The organism is Nocardia sp. NPDC050799 (assembly GCF_040654015.1).
Lineage (GTDB): Bacteria > Actinomycetota > Actinomycetes > Mycobacteriales > Mycobacteriaceae > Nocardia.
In genome coordinates this window covers 116034-138307 of record NZ_JBFAHF010000008.1, presented here as the reverse complement: position 1 = coordinate 138307, position 22274 = coordinate 116034, and the positions used below count along the sequence as shown (strand labels likewise).

General features: G+C 68.7%; 18 protein-coding genes. 11 read left to right on the top strand and 7 right to left on the bottom strand.

Annotated features, from left to right (window positions below; genetic code table 11):
- The first annotated feature begins 350 nt into the window (after positions 1 to 350).
- From AB0H42_RS11015 to AB0H42_RS10990, 6 genes are all read left to right on the top strand, one after another.
- The gene (locus AB0H42_RS11015) at positions 351 to 1634 is read left to right on the top strand and encodes an ABC transporter substrate-binding protein (protein ID WP_357053161.1); all 1284 of its coding nucleotides are present in this window, start codon (positions 351 to 353) and stop codon (positions 1632 to 1634) included.
- Positions 1635 to 1786: 152 nt separating this feature from the next.
- Positions 1787 to 2713: a sugar ABC transporter permease gene (locus tag AB0H42_RS11010; protein ID WP_357053376.1), complete on the top strand. Its 927-nt coding sequence runs from the start codon at positions 1787 to 1789 to the stop codon at positions 2711 to 2713.
- Positions 2713 to 3597, top strand: a complete 885-nt coding sequence (locus tag AB0H42_RS11005; protein ID WP_357053157.1) for a carbohydrate ABC transporter permease — start codon at positions 2713 to 2715, stop codon at positions 3595 to 3597. Before AB0H42_RS11010 ends, AB0H42_RS11005 begins: the two co-directional genes overlap by 1 nt.
- Positions 3598 to 3659: 62 nt before the next feature.
- Positions 3660 to 6008 (top strand): transglycosylase domain-containing protein, encoded by a 2349-nt coding sequence (locus AB0H42_RS11000; RefSeq protein WP_357053154.1) that lies wholly within the window; start codon positions 3660 to 3662, stop codon positions 6006 to 6008.
- 177 nt (positions 6009 to 6185) lie between these two features.
- Positions 6186 to 6647, top strand: coding sequence for a GyrI-like domain-containing protein (locus AB0H42_RS10995; protein ID WP_357053151.1), 462 nt, complete (start codon positions 6186 to 6188; stop codon positions 6645 to 6647).
- Positions 6648 to 6656: 9 nt separating this feature from the next.
- Positions 6657 to 7082, top strand: coding sequence for a GyrI-like domain-containing protein (locus AB0H42_RS10990; RefSeq protein WP_357053148.1), 426 nt, complete (start codon positions 6657 to 6659; stop codon positions 7080 to 7082).
- Positions 7083 to 7330: 248 nt separating this feature from the next.
- On the opposite strand, the gene AB0H42_RS10985 is transcribed toward AB0H42_RS10990, so the two are convergent.
- From AB0H42_RS10985 to AB0H42_RS10965, 5 genes are all read right to left on the bottom strand, one after another.
- Positions 7331 to 7852, bottom strand: coding sequence for a YrhB domain-containing protein (locus AB0H42_RS10985; RefSeq protein ID WP_357053145.1), 522 nt, complete (start codon positions 7850 to 7852; stop codon positions 7331 to 7333).
- A gap of 321 nt (positions 7853 to 8173) precedes the next feature.
- A complete protein-coding gene (locus AB0H42_RS10980) occupies positions 8174 to 9265 on the bottom strand; it encodes an inositol-3-phosphate synthase (RefSeq protein WP_357053143.1) in 1092 nt (363 codons plus the stop codon).
- Positions 9258 to 9818 (bottom strand): PadR family transcriptional regulator, encoded by a 561-nt coding sequence (locus tag AB0H42_RS10975; RefSeq protein ID WP_357053140.1) that lies wholly within the window; start codon positions 9816 to 9818, stop codon positions 9258 to 9260. The genes AB0H42_RS10980 and AB0H42_RS10975 overlap by 8 nt, the downstream gene beginning before the upstream one ends.
- A gap of 157 nt (positions 9819 to 9975) precedes the next feature.
- Positions 9976 to 10779, bottom strand: coding sequence for a DUF1707 domain-containing protein (locus tag AB0H42_RS10970; RefSeq protein ID WP_357053137.1), 804 nt, complete (start codon positions 10777 to 10779; stop codon positions 9976 to 9978).
- An 11-nt stretch (positions 10780 to 10790) separates the two neighbouring features.
- On the bottom strand, positions 10791 to 11882 hold the full coding sequence (locus AB0H42_RS10965) for a DUF1707 domain-containing protein (protein ID WP_357053134.1): 1092 nt from the start codon (positions 11880 to 11882) through the stop codon (positions 10791 to 10793).
- 282 nt (positions 11883 to 12164) lie between these two features.
- Here AB0H42_RS10965 and AB0H42_RS10960 point away from each other — a divergent pair, with 282 nt between their 5' ends.
- The 4 genes from AB0H42_RS10960 to AB0H42_RS10945 all read left to right on the top strand — a co-directional run bounded on the left by AB0H42_RS10960 (position 12165) and on the right by AB0H42_RS10945 (position 18329).
- Positions 12165 to 12578, top strand: coding sequence for a DUF5318 domain-containing protein (locus AB0H42_RS10960; RefSeq protein ID WP_357053131.1), 414 nt, complete (start codon positions 12165 to 12167; stop codon positions 12576 to 12578).
- Positions 12579 to 13029: 451 nt separating this feature from the next.
- Positions 13030 to 15642: a transglycosylase domain-containing protein gene (locus tag AB0H42_RS10955; RefSeq protein WP_357053128.1), complete on the top strand. Its 2613-nt coding sequence runs from the start codon at positions 13030 to 13032 to the stop codon at positions 15640 to 15642.
- 110 nt (positions 15643 to 15752) lie between these two features.
- Complete coding sequence (locus AB0H42_RS10950) at positions 15753 to 17555, top strand: glycosyltransferase 87 family protein (protein ID WP_357053373.1); 1803 nt, start codon at positions 15753 to 15755, stop codon at positions 17553 to 17555.
- Positions 17556 to 17747: 192 nt separating this feature from the next.
- Complete coding sequence (locus tag AB0H42_RS10945; RefSeq protein ID WP_357053125.1) at positions 17748 to 18329, top strand: DUF2510 domain-containing protein; 582 nt, start codon at positions 17748 to 17750, stop codon at positions 18327 to 18329.
- A 126-nt stretch (positions 18330 to 18455) separates the two neighbouring features.
- On the opposite strand, the gene AB0H42_RS10940 is transcribed toward AB0H42_RS10945, so the two are convergent.
- Positions 18456 to 20021 (bottom strand): TerD family protein, encoded by a 1566-nt coding sequence (locus AB0H42_RS10940; protein ID WP_357053122.1) that lies wholly within the window; start codon positions 20019 to 20021, stop codon positions 18456 to 18458.
- Between the two features lie 20 nt (positions 20022 to 20041).
- On the bottom strand, positions 20042 to 21373 hold the full coding sequence (locus AB0H42_RS10935; protein ID WP_357053119.1) for a TerD family protein: 1332 nt from the start codon (positions 21371 to 21373) through the stop codon (positions 20042 to 20044).
- 276 nt (positions 21374 to 21649) lie between these two features.
- Between AB0H42_RS10935 and AB0H42_RS10930 the strand changes: the two genes are divergently transcribed.
- A complete protein-coding gene (locus tag AB0H42_RS10930) occupies positions 21650 to 22273 on the top strand; it encodes an AIM24 family protein (RefSeq protein WP_030524556.1) in 624 nt (207 codons plus the stop codon).
- Position 22274 lies beyond the last annotated feature (1 nt).

Below are 22274 nucleotides of genomic sequence, written 5' to 3'. Positions count from 1 at the left end.
CACGGCCGGAGCGGATGCGGAGGTACGCCCGATCGGCACAGCCGGGCACAGCCCGTCCCTGATCCGCGCACGGCCGGAGCGGATGCGGAGGTACGCCCGATCGGCACAGCCGGGCACAGCCCGTCCCTGATCCGCGCACGGCCGGAGCGGATGCGGAGGTACGCCTACCAGTCGTTATACCCGTGACGCCGCCGACCGCCCGGCCTTCCGGTCGGGCCCGGCGGAGTCAGGGACGACCTCGGGCACTCGAGCTTCCGCTCACTTCGATACGGGAGTATCCGACACCGAGCGTGCACACCATGTATGTTGCGTTGTGCTGCCGCTCACTGTGTCGACCCTGGAGTTCCGCGATGGCTTTCAAGAAGGCGCCGTCTCTACGTGCCGCGCTCGTCCTATGGCCGATCGCGCTGCTGACCGTGACCTTTGCCACCGCCTGCAACACGAGCGACACCGATGAGCAGCTCGGCATGAACCAGGACGGCCGCGGCCCGATCACCTACGTCGAAGGTAAGGACACTACCGAGACCGGTGCGGTCAAGCAGGTCATCGACCGCTGGAACGCCACCCACCCCGACGAGCGGGTCACCTACAAGGAACAGTCCAACGACGCCTCGGCCCAGTACGACGATCTGGTCGAGCACATGCGCGCGAAATCGGCCGACTACGACGTGGTCGCCCTCGACGTGCCGTGGACGGCGGAGTTCGCGGCCAAAGGCTGGATCCAGCCGCTGGAGGACCAGTTCGCCATCGACACCTCGCCGCTGCTGTCGCCGCCGGTGGCCAGCGCCACCTACAACGGCACCCTGTATGCCGCGCCCCGCAACACCAACGGTGGCCTGCTGTTCTACCGTAAGGACCTGGTGCCCAACCCCCCGCTCACCTGGGCCGAGATGCGCGCCGGCTGCCCGCTGGCGCGGGATAACCAGATCGGCTGCTACGCGGGCCAGTTCGCGCCCTATGAGGGCCTGACGGTGAACACCGCCGAGGTGATCAACGCGTTCGGCGGGACCTTCGTCGGCACCGACGGCCGCACCCCGACGGTCAACAGCCCGGAGTCGCGGGCCGGGCTCGAGCAGCTGGTCGATGCCTTCCGAGTCGGCGATATCCCCCGCGAAGCCATCACCTTCCAGGAACCGACGAGCGGCGCCGCGTTCACCCAGGGCAAACTCATGTTCCTGCGCAGCTGGCCCTCCACCTACGGTGACGCCTCCTCGGAGGCCTCGGCGGTCAAGGACAAGTTCGGGGTCGCGCCGCTGCCCGGGGACACCGGGATCGGCGCCTCGACCCTCGGCGGCTACAACGCCGCGATCAGCGCATATTCCGAGAACAAGGCCACGGCACTGGATTTCCTGAAGTTCCTGATCAGCGAGGAAGCCCAGCACATCATCGCCTCCGGCGCGCTGCCGTCGGTACGGGCCTCGATCTACGACGATCCGGCGCTCATCGCCAAGATGCCGTACCTGCCCGCCTTGAAGGATTCCATCGCCAGCGCGGTGCCCCGACCGGTCACCCCGTTCTATCCGGCGGTGTCCAAAGCCATTCAGGACAACGCATATGCTGCCCTGACCGGAACCAAGTCCGTGAACGACGCGATCATCGGCATGCAGAAGGGCATCGAGACGGCCGGATCGTAGATATTGTTCAACCGGACCCGGCGAGCCCGTAGGAGAGAGTAACGGTGTCGGATCCTTCCGGAACGGACGCGCAGGCGTCGGTCCGCACAGTAAAGCCCGCGAACGCGACCAACGATCGCGGGACGTCCAGCAGGCTTCGCGACGAAGTCCGTATGTCGGGCCGGGCGTGGCTGTTCGTCGCGCCGGTGCTGATAGCGCTCACCGTGGTGATCGGTTATCCGGTGCTACGGGCGCTGTGGATGTCGTTCACCTACGACGATCGGCTCGACGAGACGACCGGCCGCTTCGTCGACAGCGGCGAAAGCACCTTCTACAACTACCTGCACTGGATCCTCGGCCAATGCCAGGTCATCACCGGCGGCGTCACCGAATGCCCCACCGGTAATCTGGGCGCCGAGTTCTGGGGGGCCGTCGGCGTCACGCTGTTCTTCGCGGTTGTCACGGTGACGCTGGAGGTGGCGATCGGGCTCGGGATGGCCATCGTGATGGGCAAGACCTTCAAGGGCCGGGCGCTGCTACGTGCGGCGGTGCTGATCCCGTGGGCGATCCCGACCGCGGTGACGGCCCGGCTCTGGGAGTTCATGTTCCAGTACGACGGTGTGGTCAACACCGTGTTCGGTACCGAGATCCTGTGGACCTCCGACGCGTGGCCGGCCCGTTTCGCGGTGATCGCCGCTGATGTGTGGAAGACGGCGCCGTTCGTGGCGCTGCTGTTGCTGGCCGGCCTGCAGATCATCCCCGACGACGTCTACGAGGCGGCCCGGGTGGACGGCGCCTCGGCCTGGCAGCGGTTCACCCAGGTCACCATGCCGCTGCTCAAACCGGCGCTGCTGGTCGCGGTGCTGTTCCGCACCATGGACGCGCTGCGCATGTACGACCTGCCCGCCATCATGACCAACAATCTCCCGGCCACCCGGACACTGTCGATCCTGGTTGTCGAGCAGACACGGCAGGGACCCAACAGTGCGGCCGCACTATCGACGATCACCTTCTTGTTGATCTTCGCGGCGGCGTTCGTACTGGTGAAGATATTGGGCGCGAACGCGGTGCGGACGCAGGAAGAACAGCGGAAGGCGTGATGGCCGCGGTGACAACTCAGCAAATCGGTACCGCCCGTCCCGCGTCGTCGTGGCGGCGCAGGCTCGGCTCGGCGCGCATCTACGTGGGCGCCCTGATCGTGCTCGTGTGGGGGCTGGGCCCGTTCTACTGGATGGCGGTGACCGCCTTCCGCGATCCCGACCACACCTTCGATTCCACCCCGTGGCCCACGCACATCACCCTGGACAACTTCCGGGACGCGTTCGACACCAGCCGCGGTAACAATTTCGCCCACGCGCTGCTCAACAGCGTGATCATCGGCACGGCCAGTACCGCGATCGCGCTGGTAATCGGGATCATGGCGGCCTACGCGCTGGCCCGGCTCACCTTCAAGGGCCGCTACCTGGTGTCCGGCGTGATCCTGAGCGCGTCGATGTTCCCCGTGGTCGTCCTGGTGACCCCACTGTTCCAGCTGTTCACCGAGATCGGCTGGATCGGCAGGTACCAGGCGCTGATCCTGCCGAACATCTCCTTCGTGCTCCCGCTGACGGTGTACATCCTGGCCTCGTTCTTCGCCGAACTGCCGTGGGAACTCGAAGAGGCGGCCCGGATCGACGGCGCCACCAAGGTGCAGGCGTTCCGGCTGGTGATGTTGCCGCTGGCCGCGCCGGCCGTGTTCACCACTGCGATCCTGGCGTTCATCGCGGCGGTCAACGAGTACCTGCTCGCCCGGGTGCTCTCCGGCAGCGAAACGGAACCGGTGACGGTGGCCATAGCCCGGTTCTCCGGGAACAATCCGCTGGTCCCCCCGTACGGTGCGATCATGGCGGCGGGCACGCTGGTGACCGTGCCGCTGGTGATCCTGGTACTGGTGTTCCAGCGGCGAATCATCTCCGGACTCACGGCGGGCGGGGTCAAGAGCTGATCTCTGGGTATCCTGAGGTCTGGCGGTGGTGCGCCTGAGTTTTTCCGACGCTCCGAAAGGAGATGATCGTGAGCTCGTTCCGTTCTCGACGTGGCCGCAATGCTCCCCAGCCACCGCAGTACCCCTCGATAGCCGGTTGGAAAGATCTCGACGATCCCGGGCCGCGTCCCCGTCCGCCCCGGCCACCCACCTATATCCGCCCACACCGGACCCGCGGCCAGCGCATCCGGCATCTGGTGCTGTGGCTGTTCACCATCCTGATCGCCATCCCGACGCTGCTGATCGCCCTGGTGTACTGGAGTGCGGAGATTCCGGCCGCCGGGACGGTACCGATCAACCAGACCGCCACCATCACGGCCTCCGACGGCTCCACCGTGCTGGCGAAGGTGGTGCCGCCCGAGGGCAACCGCACTCCCGTACCGCTGTCGGAGGTGCCCGAGCACGTCCGTGAGGCGGTCCTGTCCGCGGAGGACCGCAACTTCTACACCAACCCGGGTTTCTCGGCGTCGGGTCTGCTGCGCGCGGTCCGCGACAATGTGCTGGGCCGGGCGAACGCCGGTGGCGGTTCCACCATCACCCAGCAGTACGTGAAGAACGCTTTTCTCGGCTCCGAGCGCACGGTCAGCCGCAAGGTGCACGAGCTGATCATCTCCTCGAAGATGGCCAAGGAATGGAGCAAGGAAGATATCCTCGGCGCCTACCTGAACACCATCTACTTCGGGCGCGGCGCCTACGGAATCGCCGCCGCCGCCCAGGCCTACTTCGGTAAAACGGTTCCCGAGCTGACCGTCGCCGAGGGCGCGGTCCTGGCCGCGCTCATCCGCTCACCCTCCGCACTGGACCCGCAGACCCGGCTCCCACAGCTGCTGCAACGCTGGAACTACGTGCTCAACGGAATGGTCGAGATGGACACGATCGCCCCCGGTGAACGCGACACGATCGTCTTTCCCCCGACCATCCCGCTACCCGCCCCCGAGGATGTCAACACCACCCGCGGCCCGGAGGGCCATATCAAAACCCAGGTGCTGCGTGAACTGGCCGACGCGGGGATCTCCGATGAGGAGCTGAACACCGGCGCACTGCAGATCACCACGACCATCGACGCGAAGGCCCAGCAGGCCGCGACCGCCGCCGCGACCGGCGCCCTCGACGGGCAGCCGCCGGAGCTGCGCACCGCGGTGACCTCCATCGATCCGCGATCGGGTGCGGTCCGCGCCTACTACGGCGGCGCCGACGGGATCGGTTTCGATTTCGCCCAGGCCCCGGTGCAGACGGGGTCGGCGTTCAAAACCTTCGCGGTACTCGCGGCGCTACAGCAGGGCATCCCGCTGTCCCGGGCGTTCGACAGCACGCCGGTGGACGTCAACGGTGTGCTGGTGCGCAATGTCGAGAACGAGTCCTGCGGTACGTGCAGCCTGAGCGAGGCCTTCAAACGCTCGCTCAACACCAGCTTCTACCGGCTCACCCTCGCCATGAACAACGGTCCCCAGGCGATCGCCGACGCCGCCCACCAGGCCGGGATCCCGCAGGACATCCCCGGCGTCCCGGGACAGTCGCTCACCGAGATGGGTGCGCCGCCCATGCCCTCCATCGTGCTCGGTACCTATCTGGTGCGGCCTTTCGACATGGCCTCGGCCTACGCCACCATCGCCGGTGCGGGCCGCTACCACCAGCCGTACTTCGTACAGCGCGTGGTCCGCGGGGACGGCCGCGTCCTGCTGGACCGCGGCGGCGATCCAGGGCAGCGCACCGGCGCCCAGCCGCCACCGTCGGAGCAGCGGATACCGCAGACCATCGCCGCGCAGACCGCCACGGCCATGTCGCCCATCGCCTCGTATTCCAACGGCCACGCGCTGAGCGGGCGCCCCTCCGCCGCCAAAACGGGCACCACCCAGCTGGGCGATACCGGTCAGAACAAGGACGCCTGGATGGTCGGCTTCACGCCGTCGCTGTCCACGGCGGTCTGGGTCGGCACCGAGTCGAACCTGCCGATCGTCACCGCCGGCGGCGGCCGGATCTACGGTTCCGGGCTGCCCTCCGATATCTGGAAACAGACCATGGACGGTGCCCTGGCCGACACTCCGGCCGAGCAGATCGGCGCACCGGCCCCGCACCCCGCACCGGTCGTTCCGGCCGCACCCCAGCAGCCCTCACGCAACCCGTACGACATCCTCAGCCCGCCACCCCCGCAACAGCCGGAGCCGCAGCAACAACCGACACAGCAGCAACCCTTCATCGTCATCCCCCCGGCCGCCGAACCGTCTGTCCCCGAGCCCGAATACGAGCCGGAACCCCAGGCGCCCGCGGCTCCCCCGGCCGAAGCGCCCGCGCCCGCACCACCGGTGGCACCTCTGCCGCCGGCCCCACGCGTGGTCGAAATCCTGCCCGGCGTAACGATACCCGTACCGTGACCTACGGATTCCGGTCGTGATCCCACGGAAGGAACGGTCGGCATGGCAGCATCGTTGGCCAGAGTGAGATGTCGCCCATCCGACCGACCGGCACGGGCCGACGCCCGGGCCGGGACAGGCGTGCGGGAGGATATGCGCTGGAGCGACGACGTATGACGAGACATAGGGGCTACGCCGGTGGAATTCAATGTCGTTGACCGCCCGGAAACGCTGGTGGCGGGAATGGTGCTACGCAGCCCGGCACTGGCCGTGGAAGGACCGCGCCGCACGAGAGTCGAAGAAGCCTGGAAAACCACACTGGCCCGATCGTTACCCGGCCACCCCGCCAGCGCCTTCGTCGATCATGCCCCGGAGATCAATTCCTACCTCACCCATATCATCGGCTACCGCTGTCACAGCCTCGACGATCTACTACCCGGCGATGTCCTCGCCCGTATCCCCGCCGGCCGCTACGCCCGCTTCACCCTCAGCGGTGACGACCTGGGCGAGACGATCGTGACCCTGTGGCGGGCGATCTGGGACGCGGAGGCCGCCGGCCGGCTGGTCCGCTCCTATACCGGTGACTACGAGCGCTACCCCGACGAGCACACGGTGGAAGTGTTCGTGGCACTGGCGGCAGACGATGCGGCGAGCAGGTAGGAAGCAGCTGTGGACTTCGAAATTGTCGAACTCGACGAAAGCCTGGTGGCCGGGCTCACCATCCCGCTGGCCGGCCGGGAGGTGACCGCCCGAGACCTCGACCTGGTGAACTTCACCTGGGACCGGTACCTCGGCCGCGAGAAAAACGTCCCCCGGGTCGCCGCCTACATCGGCCAAGGGGATCACGCGGTAGCCGTACTCGGCTACGAGATCAAGCAGATGACCGACCTGGATCCGGGCGATGTACTCACCCGGGTCCCCACCGGCCGCTACGCGAAATTCGTCGTCACCGAGAAGCCCTACGACCTGCTTCGCACGGCGTGGGCGCGGGTCCGGGAAGCGGAGAAGGCGGGCACGATAACCCGCTCCCACACCGCCGAACTGGAACGCTACACCGGTCCGACATCGGTGGAGGTCTACGTCTCGCTGGACTGACGCCGGCCGCGGATCGAGGTTCGAGCGGGGCCGGTCCATGCGTGAAGCGGGCTCCCCGCCGCTGCGGCCCTCGGTGAACTCGGCGCCGTGAATGTACTGCGGCTTCGTGTGTCCTGTCGGATGTAATGCATCGACGGACGAGACGGGGTCGACGTCGCCATCGTGGTGCGGGAATCACCCGCGGCGACGACCACTCCGGGGCCCGCCGGCTCCACACGGTGTGCACCGCGCCGGGCAAGGTTCGGTCCTCACGCGATCGGCTCGGGGTTCGGCCCGGACAACGCCGTGCAATCCCTGAACCCGACCGGTGGTCGGGGCAAGCGCGAGCGCACCCGCTCGGGCACCGGCGCGCCGGCCGCCACTGCCTCGATGTACTCCTTGGCCTCTCGCGGCCCGATATCGGGTGCTGTTGCCCGCACGACCCTGAGCGCATCGAGGCGCTGCCCCCGCGCGAGCAGCGCAGCGATTCGGGATCGCAGCGGATCGACACGCTCGGCTCCGCGAACCCGCTCGAGATATTCGGTGATCCACTCACCGTGCTCGAGATCAGCGGCCGCATGCACCATGTGCAGGCTGCCGTCCATTCCATCGACCAAGAAGTACCCATGGCCGACCAGCATGTCCGAGATTCTGCGGGTGCGCAGATAACGTTCACCTCGGCAGCTGATCACCCAACCCAACCGGTGCGGCCCGGCGTCCATTACCACCAGTGCCGGCGGCCCACCGCTCTTCGCCGCCTCATCGGCCAGATACCGCTGCACGACCGTCACGGCCCACCGCTTCGACACCATGGCAACAGATTAGAAGCGGAGCGCCTCCCCGGCGGGATGTGCTGCTCACCGCCCCGCCGGCGAGGGCAGCCCACCTGTAGACCTGACATCGAACGCCGACGCGACCCGCATGCGTCGAGTTTTACGAGACACCTCGAAGGGTTGAGGCCCGTCTCGCCCCTTGGCCGAAGGTGCTCAACGGTCGGCCTTCCGCGGAAGGCCGACCGCACGTCGCATGAGCCGAAGGCCCGAGTCCCGAGGCCGAAACGGCGAGACACAAGGGGGCCGCAACCCCGCGGTGCCGAAGGCACCGCCAAGAACTCAAGCGTCGATGATGAAGGCCTCGAGCTGGGTGCGGGCGATATCGTCGGCCAGCTGCTGGGGCGGGGACTTCATCAGGTACGCCGACGCCGGGATAACCGGGCCGCCGATACCGCGGTCCTTGGCGATCTTCGCGGCGCGGACCGCGTCGATGATGATGCCGGCCGAGTTGGGCGAGTCCCATACCTCGAGCTTGTACTCCAGGTTCAGCGGCACATCGCCGAAGGCGCGGCCTTCGAGGCGGACGTAGGCCCATTTGCGGTCGTCGAGCCAGCCGACGTGGTCGGAAGGGCCGATGTGCACATCGCCGGCGCCCATTTCCTTCTTCAGGTTGCTGGTGACGGCCTGGGTCTTGGAGATCTTCTTCGATTCCAGGCGTTCGCGCTCGAGCATGTTCTTGAAGTCCATGTTGCCGCCGACGTTCAGCTGCATGGTGCGGTCGAGCTGGACCCCGCGGTCCTCGAACAGTTTGGCCATCACGCGGTGGGTGATGGTGGCGCCGACCTGGCTCTTGATGTCGTCACCGACGATCGGCACGCCCGCGGCGCGGAACTTCTCGGCCCATTCCGGGTCCGAGGCGATGAACACCGGCAGCGCGTTGACGAACGCCACGCCGGCGTCGATCGCGCACTGGGCATAGAACTTGTCGGCTTCCTCGGACCCGACCGGCAGGTACGAGACCAGGACGTCCGCCTCGGCGTCCTGCAACGCCTTGACCACGTCGACCGGCTCGGCCTCGGCGAGTTCGATGGTTTCGGCGTAGTACTTGCCGATGCCGTCGAGGGTCGGACCGCGCTGCACGCTGACACCCAGCGGCGGCACATCGGAGATCTTGATGGTGTTGTTCTCGCTGGCGAAGATCGCCTCGGACAGGTCGAAGCCGACCTTCTTGGCGTCCACGTCGAAGGCGGCCACGAACTGCACGTCCCGCACGTGGTATTCGCCGAACCGCACGTGCATCAGTCCGGGCACCGTCGTGGAATCGTCGGCATCCCGGTAGTACTGCACGCCCTGGACGAGCGAAGAGGCGCAGTTGCCCACACCTACGATGGCGACGCGAACACTGGACTTGTTGGTGTCTCCACTACTCATGGCCGGTATTTCCCTCTTTCTGTGGTGCCGCCTGCGTCGATTGCTCCGCCGCAATCAACTCGTTGAGCCAGCGCACTTCGCGCTCGCTTGATTCGAGTCCGAGTTGATGGAGTTGGCGGGTGTAGCGATCCAGCGATCCGCTCGCCTTCTTGATCGCCTCCCGCAGCCCCTCTCGGCGCTCCTCGACCTGACGCCGCCTGCCCTCCAGGATTCGCACCCGCGCTTCGGCGGGGGTGCGGCTGAAGAAGGCGAGGTGGACGCCGAAGCCGTCATCGGTGTAGTTCTGCGGACCCGTATCGGCCACGAGGTCCTTGAAACGCTCGCGCCCCGTCGGGGTCAGCTGGTAGACCCGCCGGGCCCGGCGGGTCGTGGACAGTCCCTCGGGTACTTCCTCCGCGATCAGTCCATCCGCCCGCATGCGCTTCAAGGTCGGATACAGCGACCCGTAGGAGAAGGCCCGAAACGCCCCGAGCAGGCCGGTGAGCCGCTTCTTCAGCTCGTAGCCGTGCATGGGCGATTCCAGGAGCAGCCCGAGGATTGCCAGTTCGAGCAACGGGCTTCACCCCCTGACTTCCGTACAGACCTAACCAATGGATGCGATTACCCACTATATCGGAGCGATATAACCACGCATAGTTCTATGCGGGCGGGGACGCATATGTGCAGGTGGCAGCCGGTCTCGGCAGCGGCGGGGATCGGGCCTCGACCGGTCAGTCGACCGGATGGACTTCCTGGGGCGTCCCGTCGAGTGCGAGTTGCATCGTTCCGGTGCGATCGCCGCCGTCGCCGACGTAGATCTCGAGTACCGGCGCGGCGGCCTCGGGCGCGATGAGTTCGTAGCCGATACCGATATGACCGATCTGCCCGTCGGCCAGCTTCACCGTGGCCGGCGCCCCGGCCAGTACCGCGGCCACGGCGGGCAGATCGATATCCGCGAGATCGATCGGACGACCCTCCGAATAGCTCGATACGCTCGAGGTCGTGGCGGTGAAATCCGTGCCGTCGAACTCGTAGACCTGCTCCGCCCCCCGGTCCAGACGCTGGACCAGGATCCGGTCGGAGAAGACCGTCGCCGCGTCGATGATCGTGTCACCGAACTTCCGGCGGTAGCTGTCGACGAAAAGAGCCAGGCCACTGCCGGTGGCCAGATCCGCGGCGGCCTGCTCGACGGCCTCCGCGGTGGCGGTGTCACCCGCGCTCGCGGAGTCGTCGGGCAGGGCGAGGCCCACCACCGCGCCGAGTACGGCGGCCGCCGCCAGCAGGGCGACAGGTACCCACCAGGGCCGCGCCGGCCGGTCGCGGTTCAGGATCGCGGCACCGGCGAGTTCGCCGGGGACCTGCAGGTCCGCGATGAGCACGTCCAGGTCGGCAGTGTATTTCGCCCGCATCGCCGACCGCGTACGCGCGGTGTGCTCCGCGGCGGAGAGCTGGCCGTCCGCGGACGCGGCGTCCAGTAGCGCGCACACCTCCACCCGGTCGCTGTCACGTGCCCGGAGCTGTTCTCTTCTCGCCACGGTCGCTTCCTCTAGCCGTCGAAAGGCCACACCCTCAGCACCTCACCGGCGGGGCTGAGGACGAACCAACCGGATTCGTCGAAGGTATTGCCCACATGGATGCTCACCGCCGGCCGGCCCGCGAGCGGGTCGAAGGAGGGGACATCCACTTCGATCATCGAAACCACCCCGTCGGGCACCCGGGTGGTGGCCGCGGCCGTGCCCGCGGCTGCACCGATGGCGGCGATGTCCACCGCTGCCAGGTCGACGGTGGGGGTATCGACCGGACGGGTGGTCGGATCGCTGTCCTGGTGGAACCCGCCGCGATAGGTGTAGGTCACCTTCCGGTTCGGCTGCCCCGGCAGCGCGCGGGTCACCCGGGCATGGGCCGGGAAGAGGGTGATCTCGTCGGCGACCGTATCGCCGAATTCGATCCGATAGCGGTCGACGAAGTGGGCGAGGCCGGCCGCGGTCACCAGATCGGGCGTGGGGATGACCAGCGGCTCGATATCGTTCAGGGCGGCATACGGCACCGGGGCGGGCGCGGCGGCCGCGGGCGGGACGGCGGGGGCCGGCTCGGCCTCGCGATGGACGAGGGCGAAGGTGCCGAACGCGACCGCGAGCCCGGCGGCACCGATCACCGCGAAGTACCGCCCCTGCCCGCCGGACCGGACGGGCGGCGGCGCGACAGGGGCCGGCCGCGCGCCCTGGAGATCGGCGGTGAGCTCGGCGAGATCGTCGAGGGTGACCACGTCGGCGAGCAGTTCGGCGCGGACGTGGTACTCGTCCTCGGCGAGCTGGCCCTCGGCGAGGGCACGGCTCAGGACCGCGCCGGCGGCGTCGCGGTCGGCGGTGCGGGCGCGGGTACCGGGCGGATATCCCGATGCCGTGGCGGCCGCGGCGGCACCCCGCTCGGCGCGCACCCGCCGGGCATCCGGCGTCTGCAGATCCGCGACCAGTTCGGACAGCTCACCGAGCGTTTTCGCGGCCCGGGCCTGCGCGATGCGATCGTGGTACTCGGCGGCGCCGAGCTGACCCTCGGCGTACGCGCCGTCGAGCACGGTCGCGGTTTCGGCACGGTCGATATCACGCGCACGCAGACGACCGGGAGACACCGTGGACACCCTCGAATCTTACGGTGCGGGCAGCTCTCCATGGGTTTCCACGGCCCCCCTTCATACGGCGGTAACCGGACGGGCACCCACGGGACAGATGGCACACATGCGCCAACCGATCGCGCCCGGAGTGACGCGACCGAGCGCCGGTACCCCGCCCCCTCTCCGCACGCGGGGAATCCGTGCCGGGCCGGACCTGCCCCGCCGGCACCGGAACCGAACCGCCGCGACGGAGGTACGAATCCAATGCGGCCGTGGGCGGCGCCATTACATCACCGCTACTCTGGGAGCGTGCGAATACAGCGGCAAGTGGTCGACTATGCGCTCCGGCGCAAGTCGCTGCTGGCTGACGTCTATGCGGGCCGTGTCGATGTCGCCGAGGTATGTGACGCCAATCCCTACCTGCTGCGTGCGGCCAAATTTCACGGTCGGGGGAGCGAGGTCACATGCCCTATCTGCCGGAAGGAACAACTCACCCTCGTATCCTGGGTCTACGGCGACGGCCTGGGGCCGGTCGCGGGTTCCGCGCGCAGCCCGGAAGAGCTGGTACGCCTGGCCGAGACCCGAGAGGAATTCTCGGTTCACGTGGTCGAGGTGTGCCGGACATGCAGCTGGAATCATCTGGTGCAGTCCTACATGCTCGGGAAGACGCCGCAGGGCCGGCGTTCCGGTTCCCGGGCGAATCGGCGCACCGCCGCGGAATGAGACCGCCCGGCCCGACGATGGTGCGCGTGCCGAGCCCCCAGGGGCGCCGCGGAGCGAGCCCATCCGACCGATACGAGCTTTGGAGACCTTGTCAGTGACTTCGCCCTACGACCCCCCACCCGGCGATGACCCGCGCGGTGGTCGCACCCAGCGCGGACCGCTTCCGGGTCGAGAGCCGCAGCAGCGACCGGGTGCACCCAACCGCGGTCCCGCACCGAATGCGAACGCACCACGCCCCGGACCGGGCGGGCGACCGCCGGCGCCGGGCGGACCGCGCCCCGGACCGGGTGGGCCGCGACCGGGCCCGGTGACGGGTCCGCGACCCGCCGCAGGCGGACCGCGGCCGGGGCCGGACGGGCCGCGTCCCGGGCCGGGCGGCACGGGACGACCGCCGGCGCCGGGTCCCCGGCCCGGCCCCGAAGGTCGCCGGCCGGGACCGAACACCGGTGGGATGCCCGGCGCCGCGCGGGGTCCGCAGCCGCCGCAGCGTCCCGGTCCGCCGCCCGGACGCCCGCCGCAGGGTCAGCCGCCGAACCAGCCCACCCAGCGCATGGGCCGCCCCGGGGAACCGGGCGCGCCGCGCGGTGAGCAGGGCACCGCGAAGATGGCGCAACCGGGCGCGCCCGCCGAAAGCACCCGGCGCGAACGCACCACGACCGGCCCGCGCCCCGTAACGGGTCGCCCGGGTCCGAACAGCGGTGAGCGCCGTGCGGACGCGCCGGAAGGCCGGCCGTCCCGCTCCGGAGCCGCGGGCGGTCCGCCGCCACGGCGGCCCGGCGGCCGCTCGGGTGGACCCGGCGGCCCCGACGGACGCGGACCGGCCCAGAAACGCAAGAACCGCTGGAAGATCGCGCGCCGGATCGCCTACGTCCTGGTCGCCCTGGCCATCGTGGTGCCGAGCACGGTGTTCCTGGTCGCCTATTCCACGGTGTCGGTGCCCGAACCCGGCGATATCCAGACCAACCAGGTCGCAACGATTCTCGCGGCCGACGGCGAAACCGAGATCACCCGGGTGGTGCCGCCGGAGGGCAACCGCACCGATGTGACGATCGATCAGATTCCGCCGCATGTGCGCAACGCGGTGATCGCCGCCGAGGACCGGGATTTCTACAGCAACCCCGGTTTCTCGATCTCCGGCTTCGCCCGTGCCGCCCGCGACAACGTGCTCGGACGCGAAAGCGCCGGTGGTGGTTCGACGATCACCCAGCAGTACGTGAAGAACGCCCTGGTCGGTGACGAACGCAGCCTCACCCGTAAGCTGCACGAGCTGGTGATCTCGGCGAAGATGGCCCGGCAGTGGAGCAAGGACGAGATCCTCACCGCCTACCTGAACACCATCTACTTCGGGCGCGGCGCCTACGGCATCAATGCCGCGGCCAAGGCATATTTCGACAAGCCGGTGCAGGAACTGAGCGTGGCCGAGGGCGCGGTACTCGCCGCGACCATTCAGCTGCCGTCGCTGCTCGACCCCGAGTCGAACCCCGAAGGGGCCGAGACCCGCTGGAACTACGTCCTCGACGGTATGGTCGCGGGCGGCAATCTCGACCGTGGTGAGCGGAGCGGTCTGACATATCCGCAGGTGGTGTCGTCGTCCAAGGCCGGGGAAACGACCGAGGCCGCGGGACCGGAGGGCCACGTCAAAGCGCAGGTGCTGCGCGAACTCTCCGAAGCCGGTATCAGCGAACAGCAGCTGAACACCTCCGGCCTGCAGATCACCACGACCATCGATGCCAAGGCGCAGCAGGCCGCCGTCGATGCCGCACGCAAAAACCTCGAGGGCGAACCGGACAAGCTGCGCACCGCGGTGGCCTCGATCGATCCGAAAACCGGAGCGGTACGCGCCTATTACGGCGGAGAGGAAGGCTACGGCTACGACTTCGCCAATGCCGCCCTGCAGACCGGTTCCTCGTTCAAGGTGATCGGCCTGGCGCAGAACCTGGAGAACGGTGTCCCGCTGTCACAGATGTACGACAGCTCGCCGATCACGGTGAACGGTATCGAGATCACCAACGTCGAGGGCGAGCAATGCGGCGTCTGCACGATCGCCGAGGCGCTCAAACGTTCGCTGAACACCAGCTTCTACCGGATGCAGCTGGAAATGCAGAACGGCCCGCAGAAGATCGCCGATATGGGGCACAAACTGGGGATTCCGGAGGAACTCCCCGGAGTGGGCGCCACGCTGACCGAACCCGGCGGCGTCGGCCCGAACAATGGGATCGTACTCGGCCAGTACCAGGCCCGGCCGCTGGATATGGCGTCGGCCTACGCGACGCTGGCGGCGTCGGGTATGTACCACAAACCGCATTTCGTGAGCAAGGTCGTGTCGGCGGACGGTACGGTGCTGCTCGATCGTGGCGATGTGGCCGGAGAGCGGCGCGTCTCCGAGGCAGTCGCCGACAATGTCACGGCGGCCATGGAACCCATCGCCGCATACTCCCGCAATCACGGGCTCGCCGGAGGCCGTCCCTCGGCTGCCAAGACCGGTACCGCACAGCTGGGTGACACCGGGGAGAACAAGGATGTGTGGATGGTGGGCTACACGCCGTCGCTGTCCACCGCCGTCTGGGTGGGTACTACCGACAACTCGCCGCTGCGCAACTACGGCGGGGCGATGATCTACGGTTCCGGCCTCGCGTCGGATATCTGGAAGGCCACGATGGACGGCGCCCTCGAGGGCACGCCCGTCGAGAAGTTCCCCAAACCCGCGCCGATCAAGGGCCAGGCCGGTGTGCCGAAGTGGACGGCCCCTTACACCGCGCCGTCCACCACGATGCCGACCTTCGAGCCCCCGGTGGTGATCCAGCCGAGCCAGGTCGAGATCCTGCCCGGTATCACCATCCCGGTGCCCGGGGTGGCGCCCAACCCGCGTAGCCAGCAGCAACCGCAGAATCAACCGCAGAATAACGGCCCAGGCCCGCTACCCGGGCAGCCCACTGCCGGACAGACCAGTACGGCTCCCACAGTCACCCAGGCGCCCGACTCCGGCGGTGGCACCGACACCGGCGGCGACAGTGGGGACAGCGGCGACACCGGCGGTGACAGCCGTCCGGATTCGGGCGGATAAACCCGCAACACTGTCCGGCGGTCCCGGCTCGGTCCGGGCCGGGACCCCGGTAACAGGTAACCTCGGGTGCCGTGAGCGAGCAGCGACTGGTGGGTGGGCCGGACGACGGTATAGGTCCCGGAAACGGGCGAACCGGTCGGGCCGCCGCAGCCGGTTACGATTCGCCCGCCCCGCTCGCCCGAGATCTGCGTTCTGCCGACGCACGCGACAAGCCGAGCCGCAACGATTCCATGACCGCCCAGCTGTGCACGGTCGTGGGCGGCCCGGTCGGGGATCACGCGCTGATCGGGCGCGCCCGGTTCTGGACGCCGATGCGGGTGCTGCTGGCGTGCACAGTGATCTTCCTGGCGTTCGGCTGGTTCGCCAAGGCCGGATGTATCCAGCAGACCACCACCACCGGCGGGCTGCTCACCCTGGACTGGAACAACGGCCGCCAGTACACGGCCATGTGCTATTCGGACACCGTGCCGCTGTACGGCGCCGAACGCCTCAACGAGGGCGCGTTCCCGTACAAGAAGTCCTGGGTGGAGGAAACACCCGGCGGCGGTACCGAGGTCCGGCATATGGAGTATCCGGTGCTGTCGGGCATGTACCAGTACGTTTCCATGCTGGTGGCCAAGAGCTGGGACGCCAGTCCGCTGCCGGGGGCACTACAGGTGGTGCTGTACTTCAATGTGGTGGCCCTGGGTCTCTCGGTCGCCTGGCTCGTCACCATCTGGGCGACCGCACTGCTGGCCGGGCGGCGGGTCTGGGACGCGGCGCTGGTGGCGTGTTCCCCGTTGGTGATCGTGCACGCCTTTACCAATTTCGATTTCCTCGCGACCGCCTTCGCCGCACTGGGGCTGCTGGCATGGGCCCGCCGGCGGCCACTGCTGGCCGGTGTCCTGCTGGGATTGGGTGGTGCGGCAAAGCTGTACCCCCTGCTGCTGCTGGGCCCGATCGTAGTGCTGTGCCTGCGCGCCGATCCGATGCAGCGCATCCCCCGCGCGCATCAGGCGACTCGGTTGCGCGATATCGACAGTGCCGCGGCGCTGCGCACCTGGCTCGCGGAGGTGCCGGCGCGGATCCGGTTGCTGGGCACCCGCCCGCTCGGCGCGGCCGCGCTGACCGGCGGCGGCGCCGCGGCCACCTGGCTCCTGGCCAATCTGCCGATCGCGCTGCTGTACCCGCAGGGGTGGCGGGAATTCTTCCGGCTCAACACCACGCGGCACGCCGATCCCGATTCGCTCTACAACGTGGTGATGTCGTTCACCGACTGGTCGGGTTTCGACGGTGTGCTGCGCCACGGCGAACCACCCACGGTCCTCAACCTGATCTCGCTGCTGCTGTTCGTGGCGGCCTGTGTCGGTATCGCCTATATCGGCTTGACCGCCCCGCGCCGGCCCCGGCTGGCCCAGCTGTGCTTCCTGGTCATCGCCGCATTCCTGCTGACGAACAAGGTGTGGAGCCCGCAGTACTCGCTGTGGCTGGTGCCGATCGCGGTCCTGGCCCTGCCACACCGGCGACTCCTGCTGGCGTGGATGACGATCGACGCACTGGTCTGGGTGCCGCGCATGTTCTACTACCTCGGCGAGGACCGTAAAGGCCTGCCGGAGCAGTGGTTCACCGCGACGGTGCTGCTGCGCGACCTCGCGGTGATCGGCCTGTGCGTGCTGATCGTCCGGCAGATCTACCGGCCCGAACAGGATCTGGTGCGCCACCACTACCTGGACGATCCGGTCGGCGGGGTGGTCGACCGCGCCCCGGACCCGCTGCTGCCGTGGCTACCGGAGGTGCTGCGCCCCCGGATCTCCCTCGACACCCACTGGACCGGTACGGTGGCCGCGACGCGGATCGATAAGCGGGACACCGCAACCGCCGCGGCACCGGTGGAGCAGGTTCGGGAGTTCGAGCCGCCCGCGCGCCTGGGCTGACCCCGATGCCGCCCCGGGCCGGAGGTGAAGCCGGCCCGGTGAAACACGAAACGCTCGCGCGGCGATTGACGTTCGGGATCATCGGAGGCGCCTGTTCGGGCCACCGCAATCAGTCAGGGGATATCGGTGGATGATCGACAGCAGCTCGAGAATATCGCTCGGCGCGGACGAGCGAACCGGAACATACTGATCGTGGCCGGGGTCGGTCTCGGCGCCTTCGTGCTACTCGGCGTCATCGGCTACCTGATCGGTGGCGACGACACGACAGCCGAAGACGCGGCGCCCGTCCGGATCGCCACCGAGGTCGTCACGCCCCCGGCGCCACCTGCGCCGGTGGCGCCGGGGCCCACCGAGCAGAACAGCGGCCCGGCAGCGCCCCCGGAAACATTCACGGCCGCACCATCGGCACCCACAACCACATCGCCGGCCCCCGCGGCCCCCGCGGCCTACTCCGACCCGCGGTGCGCCCCGGCGAGTGCCGAACTCGTCGCTCTGGTCGCCGCCGGCCTCACCACCGACGGGCACGAACTCGCCAACGGCACGGTGATCGACGAGAACGGAACGACATATTTCGGTGCGACCACTCTCGATGCCTTGGGCGAGATGGACGCCCGTTCGGACGTGTGGATCGTGCGGGACGGCGCCGTGTACTCCTCGTCGGGTGGTGCCCGCAACCAGACGAGTTTCCCCCGAGCGAGTGAGGAGCTCGGGATCTCGCCGGGTGACCCGATCGTCATCGCGGTGGACAACTGCGTGATCGACCTGACCGGCTGATTACCGAACCGAGCAACATCCTCGGGAATCGGCACGGCCGCCGCAACCTCTCACATCGAGAGGTTGCGACAACCGTGTGAACCCACGTCCGGCCGGGCCCCGGCGCTCGAACCGCCCGACCCGGACTCAGCCCGCCCGCAGGATTCGCGCCCGCTGTTCGGGTTCGTGCGGTAGCAGGTCCAGGTCCAGCTGCCAGGCGTTACCGGTCCACGGATCGAAGAGCGGGGTGCCGGTGACGGTCGGCAGATGACGGCAGGCACGCGACAGCGCGGCCACCGCGCTGTCCCCCGACTCGGACTCGTTTGCGCCGACGATGATGGTCGACAGGCCGATCAGATCCCCACGGGCCAGCAATGCCACCAGCCGCTGCGCGTCCGCGGCCTGGTATCCGTGCGGGAAATCCGCCGCGAGCAGGATGCGGTGCTCGGCCGGTGGTGTCGCCTGCCCGGAGTTGTAGGCCATCTCCGCCAGTTCGGCGGCGTCCACGAGTTGCTGTAACCGCGGGGAGATATCGGAGTGATCGGTGATCGGCGGGCCCGCCGACACCGGTGCCAGCATCCCGGTGAAACCGGTGAACGCGCCGGTGAGATCGATGATGTCGACCAGGGTCCGGCGTCCCGGCGCGGCCCGCATCAACCGGGCGAGCAGAGCGCCGATCACCGGTGCGACGGCCGCCGAGGATTCGGTGTCCACCCACAGCGGACGATTCAGCGGGACCGGAACACAATAGGGGATCCGCAGTGCACCCCGGTCCAGCGCGTAGAGCTCACCGAGCCGGATACCGTCCGCCGGAGCGGCCGGGCGGTCCCAGGCGGGGGATTTCCACGAGGCCAGCGCCGCGGGCAGCACCGCGTCCGCCTCGTGTAATTCGCGCAGCAACTGGGTGCTGTCGCGCCGGTGATTATGTTCGGCGGTCGTGATGAGCTCGTCGTGCCGCCGCTGCGCGGCCGCCCGCGCGGCGTCGGCGGCGGGGGTGTTGCGGGTGGCCGGATCGGAGACCGCGGCCGACAGTTCCTGGTCCAGGCGTTCGGTCGCGTAACCGCGCGCCGATTCCAGGGCGGCGGCCGAACGCGCGGCGTCTTCGAAGATCATCCACAGGCGTTCCAGCCCGTGTCCGACCTCCAGGGGCGGGTTCTCGGCCTGCGTAGCCGGCACAGCGGTCGTTCCGGTGGGGGCGGCCACGGGCACGTCGAGCACGGTGGGCGCGGCCGCCGCCGCGACCGGTGCGGCGGCGAAACCGTCGGCGCCGTGTGCCCGGAGCAGTTCACCGATACCGCCCGCGTACCCCTGACCTAACGCGCGCAGCTTCCAGCCCGCACCGCGCCGGTACAGTTCGAAGCAGATCAGGGCGGTTTCCCCGGCCTGCGGAGTGATCACGAACTCGGCCACCGCGGCATCGTTCTCCGACAGCGACGCGGTCACCACGCCGAGCCCGCTCTGCGCGGCGGCCACCAGCAGTACTGCCTGGGCATCCGCGCGTACCTCGGCCGGTGTGACGACGACCGCCGCCTCCTCGACCCGGACCCCGGGCCCCGCCGGGCGCTCGGCCACCAGCACATCGGCCGCGGAACCGACCCGCAGGTCCGCGGCCACCACCAGCGCCGAAACCGTCAACGGCAGGGCGGCGTTCACCCGGAAGCGGGTGACCCCGCCGCCCAGCGGGATGTTCTGTCCCGCCTGTAACTGCTTCATCGCCTGTCCCCCGACTCCGTTCATACCGCCAGGAACCGGCCCAGCTGGGGAATCGCCTCACCGGGGTGTTTGGCGTTGAAACCCTCACCGATGGCCTGCATCTTCCAGTCGTTGCCGGCCCGGAACAGCTTCGCCATCGCCATGGCGGTGGTCGGCGTGCCGCCGGTGAGCGAGTACCGGGCCAGCTCCGCGTTGTTGGCACCGTCGATCAACCGGCAGAAGGCGTTCTGCACCTGGCCGAACGTATGCCCCTTGTACGAGGTCACGATGAAGACCAGGTTGTTGACGTGGGCCGGAAGCCGGGTGAGGTCGACCAGGATCACCTCGTCGTCGCCCGCGCCCTCACCCGTGAGGTTGTCGCCCTGGTGCCGGACCGAACCATCCTTGGAGGTCAGCTGTCCGTAGTAGGCGACATCCACCGGGTTCATATCGGCGAACATCACCACCGAGGCGTCGAGGTCGATATCCACGGTCCGGCTGCCGAACAGGCCGCGCTGCTGCACCGGATCCCAGCCCAGGCCCATCTTGACGAAGGTGAGCGCCGCGCCGTCCTCTTTGCGGAGGCTGACCCGCTGCCCCTTCTGCAGGCTGACCGGACCGGTCTTGCTCAGACTGATCTCGCCGGGATGCTGCTGGGTGGGCGCCGCCGGAGCGGGCTGCTGCGGTGGGTAGCCGGGCCCGGGCGGCGGCGGATAACCGCCGCCCTGCGGCGGATAGGGCGGAGCCGGCGGTTGCTGCTGGGTGGGATAGGCCTGCTGGGTGGGCGGCGGGGGTACCGGCGCGGTCTGCTGCACGGGCGGCGGAGGTGGCGCGGCAGCCGGGGCGGCGGCCTGCGTTTCGGCCGGGGAATCGTCCACCGTGACACCGTGATCGGTGACCAACGCGGCGAAACCGCCCGCATAGCCCTGCCCGACCGCCCGCACCTTCCACGCGCCCTGGCGCCGGTAGAGCTCCAGCGCGATCACGATGGATTCGGTGGCCAGTCCGTCGATCCGGTACTCGAACAGCTGCGCGCCGGACTGATCCGATACATAGGCGACCGGGGGCGCGAACTGCCCGAAGTTGGAATTCGGGTCGTCGAGGGTGATGACCGCGCGGACCTGCGCGATATCGGCGGGGACCGCACCGAGGTTCACCGCCAGCGAAGCGGGCTGCCCGGCCGGGCCCGGCCGCAGGTTCACCCCCGGTCCGCTGGGCTGGTTGTAGAAGACGAAATCCGCGTCGGACCGGACTTTGCCCTGCTCGGTGACCAATAGGGCGGACAGATCGGCCGGAGCCGCCAACTGGATGGAGACCACCACGTCGTTCGTGGCCAGTGGACCGTTCTGGCCCTTGGCGAGTGTTGCGGACAAGTCAGACCCTTCGCTTGTCGGTGCGTATGGATGCCACTGTACGAGATACGTGGCAACCACGACCTCCGTTAACACCCGGAGCGATATTCTCCGGCGTCGCCCGCGGTGCCGCGGGCCGGGGCTCTCGCGACCCCGGCCACGAGGCCGGTCATCCGGCGCGGACGAAAGGTATGGGCCGGGCATGGACTCGGTGGACCTGCGGCGATTAAGGTGACGGCGACGGATGAGCGCCGGCGGTGGGCCGGGCTCCGGGGCGGCGAGAACAGGCGACTCTCCATGGCACAACTCTTCGAACAGTCGAAGAAGGTGATCGAGGTACACCTGGCGAACACCAGTATCCGCGCCATTTCCGGCTCGATGGTCGCCTACGAAGGCGCCGTGCAGTTCAAATCGGCCGGGTTCGGTGGCGGGGACGGGGTGCTGGCCGGGATGAAGCGCCGCGCCACCGGCGAGAAGCTCTCGCTGATGGAATGCGGTGGCCAGGGCCGGGTCTTCCTGGCGGTCAACGGCCAGTACGTCTCGGTGGTGAACCTGAACAACGAGACCCTGCAGGTCGAATCGCAGCAGTTGCTGGCCTTCGCCGGGAACCTGCGCACCGATGTGCGATTCGCCGGTGTGCGCGGGGCGTCCAGCGGGCAGGGGCTGTTCACCACCACGGTCAGCGGCCAGGGACAGGTCGCCTTGCTGTCGGCGGGCGGCCCGCTCATCCACCTGGAGGTCTCACCGCAGTTCCCGCTGGTGGTGGACCCCGACGCGTTCGTCGCCGCCCGCGGCAACCTCAACCAGTCCTTCGTCACCGATGTCTCCTGGCGTGCGGCGATGGGCCAGGGTGGCGGCGAGGCGTTCTCGCTGCGCTGGGACGGGCAGGGCGTGGTCTCGATCCAACCGGCGGAACGGTAGG